Origin of the sequence: Arthrobacter sp. 2MCAF15 (genome assembly GCF_052115605.1) — a bacterium.
Lineage (GTDB): Bacteria > Actinomycetota > Actinomycetes > Actinomycetales > Micrococcaceae > Arthrobacter.
In genome coordinates this window covers 244,235-258,149 of sequence record NZ_JBFRGZ010000002.1, presented here as the reverse complement: position 1 = coordinate 258,149, position 13,915 = coordinate 244,235, and the positions used below count along the sequence as shown (strand labels likewise).

Genomic DNA, 13,915 nt, shown 5'->3' with positions numbered 1-13,915 from the left:
CCTTTTGAGAACAAGGGTGCCCGGCGCGGCAGCACTCTGTTGTGCTCCTGCGGCAGGCGGACACGGCGCCGCTAGGCGCCCTTAGTAGTCTAGTCAACACTGCCGGGGCCGCGGTTGTTCCCGCGGCCCCGGCTTTCTGTGACAGGTGGAGGGTCCGGTTACTTCTGGGCCCACAGGTTGATGTCGGATTCGACGGCGAACTCGTCGATCGCGTCCAGCTCCTCGGCCGTGAAATCCAGGTTCTGGACGGCGGCCAGGGTGTCCTCGAGCTGCCGGACGCTGGATGCGCCGACCAGGGCGGACGTGACGGACGAGCCCTTGCCCTGCTCGCGCAGGATCCAGGCGATGGCCAGCTGCGCGAGCGTCTGCCCGCGGCCCTCGGCGACCTTGTTGAGTCCGCGCACGCGGCTCAGCTTGTCCTCGGTGATCATGGATTCGCCGAGGGACTTGTGCTGCGCGGCGCGGGAGTCGGCCGGGATGCCCTGCAAGTAGCGGTCGGTGAGCATGCCCTGTGCCAGCGGCGAGAACGCGATGGACCCTGCGCCCACCTGCTCCAGCGCCTCGTAGAGGTTCGGGCTGCCGTTCTCGGTCCAGCGGTTGAGCATGGAGTAGCTGGGCTGGTGGATCAGCAGCGGGGTGCCGAGGTCCTTGAGGATCCGGGCCGCCTCGAGGGTCTGTTCCGGCGTGTAGGAGGAGATGCCGGCGTAGAGGGCCTTGCCGGAACGCACGGCCTGGTCCAGGGCGCCCATGGTCTCTTCCATCGGCGTCTCGGGGTCCGGGCGGTGGCTGTAGAAGATGTCCACGTAGTCCAGGCCCATCCGGCCCAGCGACTGGTCCAGGCTGGCCAGCAGGTACTTGCGGGAACCGAAGTTGCCATAGGGGCCCGGCCACATGTCGTAGCCGGCCTTGGTGGAGATGATCAGTTCGTCGCGGTACGGGGCGAAGTCGTCCTTGAAGTGACGGCCGAAGTTGGTCTCGGCGGTGCCGTAGGGCGGGCCGTAGTTGTTGGCGAGGTCGAAGTGGGTGACGCCGAGGTCGAAGGCGCGGCGCAGGATGGCGCGCTGGACCTCGAACGGCTTGTCATCGCCGAAGTTGTGCCACAGGCCAAGGGAGATGGCCGGGAGTTTCAAGCCGCTGCGTCCCACGCGGCGGTAGGGCATGGAGTCGTAGCGGGTGTCAGCTGCCAAATATGTCATACGTCATATCCTGCCTTATTCGAATACTTATTCGGAAACGATGGCGGCACTGTGGCCGGGGAGGTCGAGGTGGCCTGCAGCTACGGCTTCCGGCCGCACGGCGTCGTCTGTGGCCAGCAGCAGGGCGGTGCCGCGGACGGCGACGCGGCGCGGCACGCCGGAGAAGTTCAGCGCCACTTGGACCTTGCCGCGCCGCAGCACCAGCCAGCCCTCGTCCTCGCTGAAGTCCACCCCGGTGTCGCCGAAGCCGGGTTCCGTCAGGTCCGGGGTGGCGCGGCGCAGTGCGATCAGCGCCCGGTACAGCTCCAGCAGCCGGGCATGGTCCCCGTCGGCGGCCTCGGCCCAGTTGAGTTTGGACCGGGTGAACGTCTCGGGATCCTGCGGATCGGGAACGACGGCGGGGTCCCAGCCCATCCGCTCAAACTCCCGGATCCGCCCCTCGGCCGTGGCCTTGCCAAGCTCCGGTTCCGGGTGCGAGGTGAAGAACTGCCACGGCGTCGTTGCGCCGTACTCCTCGCCCATGAACAGCATGGGAGTGAACGGCGAGGTCAGGGTGGCGACGGCGGCGAGCGCGAGCTGCCCGTAGCCCAGGGTCTGGGACAGCCTGTCCCCGGTGGCCCGGTTGCCGATCTGGTCGTGGTTCTGGCTGCACACCACCAGGGCGGCAGGGTGGACCAGCTCGCTGTCGATGGGCCGGCCGTGGTGGCGGGCGCGGAAGCTGGAGTAGCTGCCGTCGTGGAAGAATCCGCGCTTCAGGACCTTGGCCAGCGCCGCCAGCGAGTCGAAGTCGGCGTAGTAGCCGGTGCTCTCGCCGCTGACGTTGACGTGCACGGCGTGGTGGAAGTCATCGCTCCACTGCCCGGCCAGCCCGTAACCGTTGGCATCCCGCGGGTAGAGCAGGCGCGGGTTGTTCAGGTCCGATTCCGCGATCATGGTGGCCGGGCGTCCTGTCTCGGCGAAGATGTGGTCCGCGAGGGCACCGAAGTCTTCCAACAGGTGCACGGCGCGCTCGTCCTTGAAGGCGTGCACGGCGTCCAGCCGCAGGCCGTCCACGTGGTAGTCCCGGAGCCACATCGCGGCGTTGTCCAGGATGTAGCGGCGGACCTCGTCCGATTCCGGGCCGTCCAGGTTCACGGAGTCGCCCCAGGTGTTGCCTTCCCCCGATTTCAGGTACGGCCCGAACCGGGAAAGGTAGTTGCCGCTGGGGCCGAGGTGGTTGTAGACCACGTCCTGGATGACGCCCAGGCCCGCGGCGTGGGCCGCGTCCACGAAGCGCTGGTACGCCGCGGGCCCGCCGTAGCCCTCGTGCACTGTGTACCAGAGCACGCCGTCGTATCCCCAGTTGTGGGTGCCGTTGAACCCGTTGACCGGCAGCAACTCCACGAAGTCGATGCCGAGGTCCGCCAGGTACTGCAGCTTCCCGACGGCGGCGTCCAGAGTTCCCTCCGGGGTGAACGTGCCCATGTGGAGTTCGTAGATGACGGCGCCCTTCAGCTCCCGTCCCGTCCACTGGCCGTCGGCCCATTGGTGGTGACCGGCGTCGAACGTGCGGGAGAGCGCGTGGACGCCCGCGGGCTGGCGCCGGGACCGGGGGTCCGGCAGCGGCGTGGGGTCTCCGTCCACCAGGTAGCCGTAGTCCACGTCCCCGGCGGCCGGCGCCCCGGCAGCGGTCCACCAGCCGCCGTGCTCACCGCTGCGCCGGCTCATGGGGTATTCCTGGCCGTCGGCGAGCAGGGTGACGGTGCCCGCCTCCGGCGCCCAGAGATCAAAGCGTGCGCTGTCGTGTCCAGGCGTGTTCATGTCCGTCCCCTATCGGTGGTTCTGTGCGTGCTTCCAGGCCGTCTTCTACGCGGTGGGCACCAGGAGGGCCACCGGGTAGTCCCGCAGGATCTCCCCCACGGCTACAGTGCCCGGACCGTGCGTGGAACCGGTCAGTTCATCGGCCATGGCCGCGGCGAGTTCGATGGTCGTGTCCTGCCAGCCGCCGCGCTGCTCCAGACCGCGCGGCAGCCGGGTGGCGAGCGTCAGCGCGCCCGGGGCGCCGGTGGTTCCGCGGTCAAAGGCGAGCAGGTGCGCGGCGGCGGCGCCCGAGGCCGTGACCGGCGTGTACCCCGTGAACAGCTGCGGCCGGTCCCGCCGCAGGCGCAGGGCCCGCGAGGTGACGAGGAGTTTCGCTGCCTCGTCCAGGAACGACGCCGGACGCTCGCCGGCGTCGAGCGCGGCGAGGGCGCGCCGGCGGGCGCCGAAGTCGAACGGCCGCCGGTTATCCGGATCGGTCAGCGAGCGGTCCCAGAATTCGGTGCCCTGGTACACGTCCGGCACCCCGGGCATGGTCAGCTGCACGAGCTTGGCGCCGAGGGAGTTGACGGCCCCGTACGGCTCCAGCAGGGCCACGAGGGACTCCAGCTCCGCCGTCACCTCCGGGATGTCGAAGGCGGCGTCGACGGCGTCGACAAGTTTCGCCTCGAAGGCCTCGTCCGGATCGAACCAGTTGGTCGAGTTACCGGCTTCCCGGGCGGCTTTTTGCGCGTAGGACTGCAACCGGTCGCGGTCCGCGGGCCAGACGCCCGCGATGGCCTGCCACAGCAGGTTGGCAAGCGGCCCGTCCGGCAGCGGCGCCAGTTTCTGCAGCCGCTGCAGCGAGGCCTGCCATTCCGGCGCGAGTTCCGCGAGGACCGAAATCCGGGCTCGGGTGTCCTCGCTGCGCTTGGTGTCGTGGGTGCTGAGGGTCGTCATGGACAGCGGCAGCTCGGCCTGGCGGCGGGCCATCCGGGCGTGGAATTCCTCCGGCGCCACGGCAAACTCAGTGGGGTCCGCCCCGACCTCGGTCAGGGTACCCAGGCGGGTGTAGCGGAAGAACGCGGTGTCCTCCACGCCCTTGGCCATGACCATCCCGGAGGTCTGCTGGAAGCGGATCCCCAGCTCCGCGCCAGCGTCAGGACCAGCATCGAGCAGGAGCGGAAGGAGCACGCCGACGGGGTCTTCCAGTTCGGGGCGCCGGCGGACAGCGAGTTCGCAGGCCTCCTTTAGGACGTCCGCACCTTCCGGCAGGTAGCTGCGGTAGACCGGGAACGCGGCGATGATCTCGGACAACGCGTCCGCCGCGGCGTCCTGGGCCAGCCCTGCTCCGGCCGGGACCAGGCGTGCCAGCCGGAGCATTTCCGAATGCAGGATCCCGTCCGTGATCCCTCGCTTGGTGCCCCGGATCATCTCCTCGTAGTCGGCGGCGCCGCCGCGCAGTTCGGCGTCGAGCGCGTCGAGCGGTCCCTGACCGGCGGCGTCGACGAACACCCGGTCCACGTCCGCGAGGGCGTCGTAGCCGGTGGTGCCCTCGCACTCAAAGCCGGCCGGCAGGGTTTCGCCCGGTTCCAGGATCTTCTCGATCAGCAGGTAACTGCCGCCCGTGACTTCGCGCAGCCGGTGCAGGTATCCCTCCGGATCGGCGAGGCCGTCCGGGTGGTCGATCCGCAGCCCGTCGACGAGCCCTTCCCGGAACCAGCGCACAACCTCCGCGTGGGCTTCATCGAAGACCTCGGGAAGTTCCACCCGGATCCCGGCCAGGCTGTTGACGGCGAAGAACCGGCGGTAGTTCAGGTCCGTGTCCGCCCGGCGCCAGCCGACCAGTTCGTAGTGCTGCCGGTCGTGGACCTCGCGCGGATCGTCCCCTGCGGTGTAGCTGCCCTCGGCGAGCGGGAAGCGGTGGTCGTAGTAGCGCAGCTCCCCGTCCGTGATCTGGAGTGCGTCCACGTCCGAGTCCGCCCCCAGCACCGGGATCCGCACGCGGCCGCTGCCAAAGTCCCAGTCGACGTCGAACGCCTGCGCGTAGCGGGACTGCCGCCCCTCTTTCAGGAGGGACCACCACCACGGGTTCTGGACCGGTGTGGCGACGCCTACATGGTTGGGCACAATGTCGACCAGCACGCCCATGCCGGCCTCCCGCGCGGCGGTCGAGACCGCCAGCAGCCCGTCCGCGCCGCCCCGGTCCGGATCGATGGCGGAGGGATCCGTGACGTCATAGCCGTGGTCCGAACCCCGCTCCGCCGTGAGGATCGGCGACAAGTAGATCCAGTCCACACCCAGCGACTTCAGGTACGGCACCGTCTGCGCGGCGTCCTGCAGCGTGAAGCCGGGACGGATCTGCAGCCGGTACGTCGAGACGGGCGACCTCATGAGGCCGGGCCCTTTTTGGACCGCGGCTTCTTGGCGCCCTTCGAGTTCCCGGCCGGGGCACGCTTGCCCGGGGCACGCTTCGCCGGCTCGGGTGCAGGCTCGGGGGCCGGCTCGGGCTCGGGGGCCGTCTCGGGCTCGGGTGCGGGCTCAGGTGCAGGGGCCGGCTCAGGGGCCGTCTCAGGCTCAGCAGGAACCGCCTCAGCAGGAGCGGCCTGGGCAGGTGACTCAGCAGAGGCGGGAACCTCGGTAACCTCGGCCACTTGCTCAGCCTGCGCAGCCAGAGGCGCTTCCGCCGGAGCCTCGGCCCGAGCGGCCAGGGATGCGGCGGCAGAGTAGTCCACCTCCACCTCCGGGCCCGAGTAGGCGCGCAACACCACGAGGGACTTTGCCGCCAGTTTCAGGACGCTGCCGGCCTTGAGCGGCTGGCCGGTGTCCGCCGAGTCGGCGGTGTCCACGAGGAGGTCCCAGAACGGGGTGTATTCCTCGGCCGGGAGCAGGAAGTCGACGTTGTCGTCGTGGGCGTTGAACGCCAGCAGGAAACTGTCGTCGGTGATGCGGCGTCCGCGGGAGTCCTGTTCCTGGATGCCGTGGCCGTTGTAGAACACGCCGATGGTCCGGCCGAACCCGCTGTCCCAGTCCTCCGGCAGCATTTCCTTGCCGTCGGTGTTGAGCCAGACGATGTCCGGCAGTTTCTCGCCCTCGCCGCGGCGTACCGGGCGGCCGTCGAAGAAGCGGCTGCGCCGGAAGGTGGGGTGGTCGCGGCGGATCTTGTTGACCACGGCCGTGAACTCCACGAGCGGCTGGTCCATGGCGTCCCAGTGCACCCAGCTGAGTTCGGAGTCCTGGCAGTAGGTGTTGTTGTTGCCCTGCTGGGTGCGGCCCATCTCGTCGCCGTGCAGAAGCATCGGGACGCCTTGGGAGAGCAGGAGGGTGGCGATGAAGTTGCGCTGCTGGCGGGCGCGCAGCGTCAGCACGGCGTCGTCCTCGGTTTCGCCTTCCGCGCCACAGTTCCAGGAGCGGTTGTGCGATTCGCCGTCGTTGTTTCCTTCGCCGTTGGCGTCGTTGTGCTTCTCGTTGTAGGACACGAGGTCGCGCATGGTGAAGCCGTCGTGGGCGGTGACGAAGTTGATGGACGCCACCGGACGCCGGGCGGAGCTCTCGTAGAGGTCGGCCGAGCCGGTCAGGCGCGAGGCGAATTCGCCGAGCGTGGACGGTTCGCCGCGCCAGAAGTCACGGACGGTGTCGCGGTATTTGCCGTTCCATTCGGTCCACTGCGGCGGGAAGTTACCCACCTGGTAGCCGCCGGGGCCCACGTCCCACGGCTCGGCAATCAGCTTGACCTGGGAGACGATCGGGTCCTGCTGGATCAGTTCGAAGAAGGTGGAGAGCTTGTCGACGTCGTAGAACTCCCGGGCCAGGGTGGAGGCGAGGTCGAAGCGGAACCCGTCCACGTGCATCTCGGTGACCCAGTAGCGCAGGGAATCCATGAGCAGCTGGAGGGAGTGCGGGTGCCGGACGTTGAGTGAATTGCCGGTGCCGGTGTAGTCCATGTAGTGCTTCAGGTCATCGTCCACCAGCCGGTAGTAGGCGGCGTTGTCGATGCCCTTGAAGGACAGGGTGGGGCCCAGGTGGTTGCCCTCGGCGGTGTGGTTGTAGACCACGTCCAGGATCACTTCCATGCCGGCCTTGTGCAGGTCCCGGACCATGGCCTTGAATTCCTGCACCTGGTGCCCGACGTCCCCCGAGGAGCTGTAGGTGTTCTGCGGGGCGAAGAAGCCGATCGTGTTGTAGCCCCAGTAGTTGTTGAGACCCTTCTCCACGAGCGTGCCGTCGTTGACGAACTGGTGCACGGGCATCAATTCCACCGCGGTAACGCCGAGTTTCTTCAGGTGCTCCACGACGGCGGGATGCGCCACGCCGGCGTACGTGCCGCGCTGCTCCTCCGGGACTTCCGGGTGCAGCTCGGTCAAGCCCTTGACGTGGGCTTCATAGATGACGGACTCGTGGTACGGGATGCGCGGCTGGCGGTCGCCGTCCCAGTCAAAGAAGGGGTTGATGACGACGCCGTGCATGGTGTGCGGAGCCGAGTCGGCGTCATTGCGGGACATGGGGTCGCCGAAGTTATAGGAAAACAACGCGGGGTCCCAGTCGATCTCGCCCTGGATGGCCTTGGCGTACGGGTCCAGCAGCAGCTTGCTGGCATTGAACCGGTTGCCGTTGTCCGGCTCGTATTCGCCGTGGACGCGGTAGCCGTACTTCTGTCCGGGCTGGACCTGCGGCAGGTAGCAGTGCCACACGTACCCGTCCACCTCGGTCAGTTCGATCCGGGTTTCGGACAGGTCGTCAGCCAGGAGGCACAGTTCCACGCGTTCGGCGCGTTCGCTGAACAGGGCAAAGTTGGTGCCAGTGCCGTCAAAAGTGGCTCCCAGCGGGTAAGCCGTTCCGGGCCAGACTTCCATGTGTACTCCTCGTGCGTGACGAATATTCTCTAGACAGACTACTTGTAAGTATGGTTAGTATTTGCTCGGCCGCACTGAGCGCGCCGGTTTATGACAGCTCCCGCATCACCTCCGGAACCGCTCGGGCGATGGCCGTTGCCGTCACGGGCCCCCCTCGGGAGGCCAGGGCTCCGGCGTGACCGTGGAGGCTCGCTGCCATCGCGGCGATCGCTGCCCACCTGGCGTCCGGGTCGATGCCGTGGTCACCGAAGCGCCCGACGTCGGCACCCAGTTGCGCAAGCAGCGCACCGATAATTCCCGCCAGGACGTCGCCGCTGCCGGCCGTGGCGATCCAGGGCGTGCCCTCGGCCTGGCTGTAGAAGTCCTGATAGGGCGAGGCCACGAGTGTGGTGGCGCCCTTGAGCAGCACCGTTGCTTCGGTCAGGCCGGCGGCCTGCCGCACCGCGCTGAGCGTGGATGCCTCTACCGCCGAGCGGTCCAGTGCGACCCCGAGGCGCTGAAGCAACGCTGACAGTTCGCCGGCGTGGGGTGTCAGGATCACTTGCGGGGCCAGCACCTCTGGCAGGGCGGGCAGTGCACCGGCGTCGGCGATCGTGGGCAGGCCCGAGTCTGCGGCGTCGCGGGCGCGCTGGAGCTGCTGCTCATCGGAGTCATCCAGCCCGGAGCCCACGAGCCAGGCCTGCACGTGTGTATCGGCCACGGTGCCGGTGCTGCACACCACCTCGGGGCAGGCCTGCCGGACCAGGTCGGCGACGTCCGGCGGACCCAGATAGCGCACCATGCCGACGCCGGCGGCCAGGGCGCCCCTGCAGGCCAGCACCGCGGCGCCGGGATATGCGCCGGTGCCTGCAACTACCCCGAGCACTCCCCTGGTGTACTTGTGCGCCCGCCGCGCCGGGCGGGGCAGCAATGCGGAAAGGTCTGCCGCCTCGAGGCGCCGCAGGGCCGGCCATGGCAGCACTCCTTCGATGCCGATCGGAATGACCTGTACGCGGCCTGCGAAGTCCGCTCCTGGGTCTGCCAGCAGGCCTGCCTTGGCGGCACCAAAGGTGACCGTCATGTCCGCGGCCAGAACTGGCGCGTTCGCCTCCCCGGTGTCCGCGTCGACGCCGCTGGGGATGTCGCAGGCCACCACCAAGGGGGAACTGGAGCCCGGCCGGGAACGTTCCAGGGCGTTGATCAGCTCGGCGGACGGTCCCCGCAGCCCGCCTTGGGCTCCGGTCCCGAGGATTGCGTCGATCACGACGTCGGCGCCGCCGGCCAGCGCGGCGAGTTCGGTCACGTTATCCGCGGCGAGGGCGACGGCGTGGCCACCGGCCTTCCGGAACGCGGCCAGCCCGGCGTCGTGGGCCGAGCCGGCGGTGAGCACCGCCGTCGTCCGCATGCCGCGGCCGGCCAGCAGCGCGGCGGCGAACAGCCCGTCTCCGCCGTTGTTGCCCTTGCCCGCCAGCACGGCCACGCTGGAGCCGTACAGCCGCTGCCCGCGGCCGCGCAGGCTGTTGATCACGGCGTTGGCGAGGCCGTACGCGGCCCGCTGCATGAGAACAGCGCCCGCACCGGAGCCCAAGGTGTCGTCGAGAAATGGCTTCTCGGCGTCTCGTACCTGGGTTCCGGTGTAGGCGCTGATCATGGTTTCAGTCCATTCGCGGTCGCTGGGGAATGCCTGGCGCTTGGGCCGGTGTTGCGTGGACGGCCGCCTCAGCCTTCGGCGAGAACCGTCGCAGTGGCAATCCCGCCGTCATGGCTCATCGACAGGTGCCAGCGTTTGACGCCCTTCGACTCCGCTACGGCCAGCACGGTGCCCTTGACCTGGATGGTGGGCCCGTTTTGGTCCAGCCCGATCCAGCAGTCCTGCCAGTTCATGCCCGCCGGCGCCCCAAGCACCTTGGCCACGGCTTCCTTCGCCGCGAACCGCGCGGCGAGGGAGCGCGTGTTCAGTTCCCGTTCGGCGGGGACGAACAGCCTGTCGCGCAGCCCGGGGGTGCGCTCGAGCTGCCGGCCGAACCGTTCAATGTCTACGACGTCTACGCCTATGCCAACGATCATGGCGTTATTCTACGGTCACGCTCTTGGCCAGGTTGCGTGGCTGGTCCACGTCGTAACCCTTGGCCGAGGCGAGTGCGAGGGCGAAGATCTGCAGCGGAACCGTCGCGAGCAGCGGTGCCAGGAGCGTGGGGGTCTCCGGGATGTAGAAGACGTGCTCGGCGTACGCCTTCACGGCCTCGTCTCCCTCTTCCGCGATCACGATCGTCCGGGCGCCGCGGGCGCGGACTTCCTGGATATTGGAGACCACCTTGGAGTGCAGCGAGTCGCGGCCGCGCGGGGAGGGGACCACCACGAAGACGGGCTGGCCTTCCTCGATCAGGGCGATCGGGCCGTGCTTGAGCTCGCCGGCGGCGAAGCCCTCGGCGTGGATGTACGCGAGCTCCTTAAGCTTGAGCGCACCTTCCATCGCCACCGGGAATCCGACGTGGCGGCCCAGGAACAGCACCGACTTGGAGTCGGCCATGGAGACGCCGAGTTCCTTGATCTGGGCCTCGTTGTCGAGGATGTGCTGGATCTTGGCGGGAATCTTGCCCAGGTCGGCCAGGATGTCCTTGATCTCGCCCTGGAACTTGTTGCCGCGCAGCTGTGCCAAATAAAGGCCCAGCAGGTAAGCGGCCGTGATCTGGGCCAGGAAGGCCTTGGTGGAGGCCACGGCGATTTCGGGTCCGGCGTGCGTGTACAGCACTGCGTCGGATTCCCGCGGGATGGTGGACCCGTTGGTGTTGCAGATCGAGACCGTCTTGGCGCCCTGCTCCTTGGCGTAGCGGACGGCCATGAGGGTGTCCATGGTCTCGCCGGACTGGGAGATGGAGACAATCAGCGTGTTCTTGTCCACGATCGGATCCCGGTAGCGGAATTCGTGCGAGAGTTCGACCTCGGTGGGGATCCGGCACCAGTGCTCAATGGCGTACTTCGCAACCTGGCCGGCATAGGCGGAGGTGCCGCAGGCCAGGACGATGATCTTGTCGACGCTCTTGAGCAGCTCCGGATCGACACGGAGTTCATCCAGCGTCAGCTTGCCGTGGATGTCAGAGCGGCCCAGCAAGGTCTGCAGCACGGCGTCCGGCTGGTCGTGGATTTCCTTTTCCATGAAGGACGGGAAGCCGCCCTTTTCGGCGGAGGCAGGGTCCCAGTTGACGTGGTATTCCTTGCCCTCGGCGGGGGCGCCGTAAAAGTCCGTGATCTCCACGGCGTCGGCGGTGATCGTGACGATCTGGTCCTGGCCGAGTTCCACGGCACGCCGGGTGTAGTCGATGAAGCCGGAGACGTCGGAGCCGAGGAAGTTCTCGCCCTCGCCGAGGCCGACGACCAGCGGGGAGTTGCGGCGGGCTGCGACTACCACGTCCGGCTGGTCGGCATGGACGGCGAGCAGCGTGAAGGCGCCCTCGAGCCGCTGGCAGGCGAGCTGCATGGCCCGGGTAAGGCCGCCATTGACCGTGTCACCGCCGAGCTGGTTGCGGTAGATGTCGCCCAGGAGGGCTGCGGCTACCTCCGTGTCGGTCTCGGAGGCGAAGATGACGCCCTTGCGCAGGAGCTCCAGCTTGAGCTCGGCGAAGTTCTCGATGATGCCGTTGTGGATCAGGGCCAGCTTGCCGTCGTCGGCCAGGTGCGGGTGGGCGTTCTGGTCCGTCGGGCCGCCGTGCGTCGCCCAGCGCGTGTGGCCGATGCCCGTCAGGGAATCCGGCAGCGGGCGGGTCTCCAGCTCCCCGATGAGGTTGCTCAGTTTGCCCGACTTCTTCCGGGAGGAAATGGTCCCGTCGGCAACCACTGCAATGCCAGCGGAGTCATAGCCGCGGTACTCCAGGCGCCGCAATCCTTCAAGGACAACGTCCAAGGCATTGTGTCCAGCATTTACCCGGCCATCTGAGTGGCCCACATATCCAACGATTCCACACATGGTCATAAGCCTAGCGGGTTTCCCGGAGGGAGGACGTGGGACGGCGGCGTGCGGACGCCCCTGCGGGCGGCTGCGGCGGACCCGGGCACTGGCCCGGGCACCGGCCTGCGGTGGGCCCATTCGGGCTCCCACCGGCCCGTCCATTTCGCTCTCAGCGCCGTGAAGGGCAGAATCTCTAGGGTGACTTTGCAACGCAATGAAGCGAACGGGGAAGGTGTCTCACCGTTCGTGGAGCTGGATCGGCAGACCTGGTCCCGGCTCGCTGCCCAGATGGAGCAGCCCCTTAATGAAGAGGACGTGTTCCGTCTCCGTGGCCTCGGGGATCCCCTCGACATCAAGGAAGTGCGCGAGGTCTACCTGCCCCTGTCCAGGCTCCTCCACCTCTATGTGGAAGCCGCAGGGCAACTGCACTCGGCAACCACCACCTTCCTCGGCGAGAGCACCCAGCGCACTCCATTCGTGATCGGCGTGGCCGGCTCGGTGGCCGTCGGCAAGTCCACCATCGCCCGTGTCCTGCGGGAGATGCTTCGGCGCTGGCCGGGCACTCCCAACGTGGAGCTCATCACCACGGATGGATTCCTCTACCCTCTCGCCGAACTCAAGCGCCGGCAGTTGCTGGAACGCAAGGGCTTTCCGGAGTCGTACGACCGCCGGGCCCTGCTGCGCTTCGTGAGCGAGATCAAGAGCGGCGCCGAGGAAGTCCGCGCCCCTTGGTACTCCCACGTCACCTACGACATCGTCCCCGGGAGGGAAGTGGTGGTACGCCGGCCGGACGTGCTGATTGTCGAGGGCCTGAACGTCCTGGCGCCGGCCCGGCCGCGGCAGGACGGCCGGCAGGGCCTTGCCCTGAGTGATTTCTTCGACTTCTCCATCTACGTCGACGCGAAGACCTCGTACATCGAGGAGTGGTACGTGGACCGGTTCCGCAAACTGCGGAGCACGGCCTTCGCCCAGCCGGAATCGTACTTCCACCGGTACGCAACCCTCTCCGACACCGAGGCCGAACAGACCGCGCGTGAGATCTGGAAGCGCATCAACGAGCCCAACCTCGAGGAAAACGTCCTCCCGACCCGGGGCCGCGCGCAGCTGGTGCTTACCAAGGACGCGGACCACTCCATCCGGCGAATGCTGCTGAGGAAGGTCTAGCACAGATGTGCTACGACGGCGGAGACGGAGCGTTGGGACGGCCGGCGGCCGGCCCGGAATCGCCCAGCCGCCGGGCCTTCAGCCGCCTCCTGCTGACGGGCACCAGCCTGGCTGCGCTGTCCGCCTGCACACCGGCCCAGCCCTACACGCCATCCGGCACGCCGGGACCGACGCCGGCCCCGCGCATCGGCAGCGCCACGCCGCCAGCCGCCGCGGCGGCATCCAGCTCGCCGGCAGACTCACYCTCAGCGACCCCGGCGTCGGCGGCGGCCGTCCCGCCGTCGGCCGTGGCACCCCCTCCTTCGGCCGCGGCACGCCCGCCTTCAGCCGCAGCACGCCCGCCTTCAGCCGCAGCGCCGGGGCCGCAGCATTCACTCTCGGACCCCACCAGCCCCTGGGTGATCGTCAACAAGCACCGCCCGCTCTCCCCCGCCACGTTTGTGCCGCCGGATCTGGTCCGGCCGGCCGTCCGGTTGGCCACCTCCGGCGAGGCGGCCTTGCTGAACAGCACGACGGCGGCCGCGGCGGAAAAGATGTTCGCAGCGGCGGCCGCCGACGGCGTCATCATCACCCTGGCCAGCGGATACCGTTCCTTTACGACCCAGCGGGCGACCTACGGCAGTTACGTGAACTCCCGGGGCAGGGCCGAGGCCGACACTGCCTCCGCCCGGCCCGGCTTTTCGGAGCACCAGACGGGGTGGGCCTTCGACATCGGCGACGGCAGCGGGGCGGACAGCTTCACGCCACAGTTCAAGGACCGGCCGGCGGCAATCTGGGCCAAGGCGAACGCCCACCGCTTCGGCTTCGTGGTCCGCTACCCGTGGATGCTGCACGAAATCACCGGGTATTACTACGAGCCCTGGCACCTGCGCTTCATCGGCACCGAGGCGGCCATGGACATGTCCACCCGCGGCATCGGCACGCTGGAGGAGTACTTCGGTCTGGAGCCGGCGCCGGCATATTTGTAGGGCCCCATCGCAAGGTCCCAAGCCTGAGTCCTA

At 68.3% G+C, this 13,915-nt stretch carries 10 protein-coding genes; 2 read left to right on the top strand and 8 right to left on the bottom strand.

What is annotated here, in order from left to right; translation table 11 throughout:
- Nucleotides 1–158 precede the first annotated feature (158 nt).
- The 7 genes from mgrA to glmS form a co-directional block, all read right to left on the bottom strand.
- On the bottom strand, nucleotides 159–1,196 hold the full coding sequence (mgrA, locus tag AB4089_RS03390) for an L-glyceraldehyde 3-phosphate reductase (protein ID WP_441407881.1): 1,038 nt from the start codon (nucleotides 1,194–1,196) through the stop codon (nucleotides 159–161).
- Nucleotides 1,197–1,223: 27 nt separating this feature from the next.
- On the bottom strand, nucleotides 1,224–2,996 hold the full coding sequence (treZ, locus tag AB4089_RS03385) for a malto-oligosyltrehalose trehalohydrolase (RefSeq protein WP_441407880.1): 1,773 nt from the start codon (nucleotides 2,994–2,996) through the stop codon (nucleotides 1,224–1,226).
- Between the two features lie 45 nt (nucleotides 2,997–3,041).
- Nucleotides 3,042–5,366, bottom strand: a complete 2,325-nt coding sequence (gene treY / locus AB4089_RS03380) for a malto-oligosyltrehalose synthase (RefSeq protein ID WP_441407879.1) — start codon at nucleotides 5,364–5,366, stop codon at nucleotides 3,042–3,044.
- A complete protein-coding gene (glgX, locus tag AB4089_RS03375; protein ID WP_441407878.1) occupies nucleotides 5,363–7,825 on the bottom strand; it encodes a glycogen debranching protein GlgX in 2,463 nt (820 codons plus the stop codon). The genes treY and glgX overlap by 4 nt, the downstream gene beginning before the upstream one ends.
- Nucleotides 7,826–7,913: 88 nt before the next feature.
- Nucleotides 7,914–9,455: an NAD(P)H-hydrate epimerase gene (locus AB4089_RS03370; RefSeq protein ID WP_441407877.1), complete on the bottom strand. Its 1,542-nt coding sequence runs from the start codon at nucleotides 9,453–9,455 to the stop codon at nucleotides 7,914–7,916.
- Nucleotides 9,456–9,523: 68 nt separating this feature from the next.
- Nucleotides 9,524–9,871, bottom strand: coding sequence for a holo-ACP synthase (locus AB4089_RS03365; protein WP_011692749.1), 348 nt, complete (start codon nucleotides 9,869–9,871; stop codon nucleotides 9,524–9,526).
- Nucleotides 9,872–9,875: 4 nt separating this feature from the next.
- A complete protein-coding gene (glmS, locus tag AB4089_RS03360) occupies nucleotides 9,876–11,768 on the bottom strand; it encodes a glutamine--fructose-6-phosphate transaminase (isomerizing) (protein WP_441407876.1) in 1,893 nt (630 codons plus the stop codon).
- A gap of 180 nt (nucleotides 11,769–11,948) precedes the next feature.
- Here glmS and coaA point away from each other — a divergent pair, with 180 nt between their 5' ends.
- Nucleotides 11,949–12,914, top strand: coding sequence for a type I pantothenate kinase (gene coaA / locus AB4089_RS03355; RefSeq protein WP_441407875.1), 966 nt, complete (start codon nucleotides 11,949–11,951; stop codon nucleotides 12,912–12,914).
- 142 nt (nucleotides 12,915–13,056) lie between these two features.
- Here the strand turns inward: coaA and AB4089_RS03350 are convergent, their stop codons facing one another.
- Nucleotides 13,057–13,323, bottom strand: coding sequence for a hypothetical protein (locus AB4089_RS03350; protein WP_441407874.1), 267 nt, complete (start codon nucleotides 13,321–13,323; stop codon nucleotides 13,057–13,059).
- Here AB4089_RS03350 and AB4089_RS03345 point away from each other — a divergent pair.
- Nucleotides 13,313–13,882, top strand: coding sequence for a M15 family metallopeptidase (locus AB4089_RS03345; protein WP_441407873.1), 570 nt, complete (start codon nucleotides 13,313–13,315; stop codon nucleotides 13,880–13,882). The genes AB4089_RS03350 and AB4089_RS03345 overlap by 11 nt on opposite strands.
- The last annotated feature ends 33 nt before the right edge of the window (nucleotides 13,883–13,915 follow it).

Excerpts from the sequence above, each read along its gene's own strand:
- AB4089_RS03370 (WP_441407877.1), bottom strand. The coding sequence starts at position 9,455 with ATGATCAGCGCCTACACCGGAACCCAGGTACGAGACGCCGAGAAGCCA.
- AB4089_RS03365 (WP_011692749.1), bottom strand. The coding sequence starts at position 9,871 with ATGATCGTTGGCATAGGCGTAGACGTCGTAGACATTGAACGGTTCGGC.
- glmS (WP_441407876.1), bottom strand. The coding sequence starts at position 11,768 with ATGTGTGGAATCGTTGGATATGTGGGCCACTCAGATGGCCGGGTAAAT.
- glgX (WP_441407878.1), bottom strand. The coding sequence starts at position 7,825 with ATGGAAGTCTGGCCCGGAACGGCTTACCCGCTGGGAGCCACTTTTGAC.
- treZ (WP_441407880.1), bottom strand. The coding sequence starts at position 2,996 with ATGAACACGCCTGGACACGACAGCGCACGCTTTGATCTCTGGGCGCCG.
- treY (WP_441407879.1), bottom strand. The coding sequence starts at position 5,366 with ATGAGGTCGCCCGTCTCGACGTACCGGCTGCAGATCCGTCCCGGCTTC.
- mgrA (WP_441407881.1), bottom strand. The coding sequence starts at position 1,196 with ATGACATATTTGGCAGCTGACACCCGCTACGACTCCATGCCCTACCGC.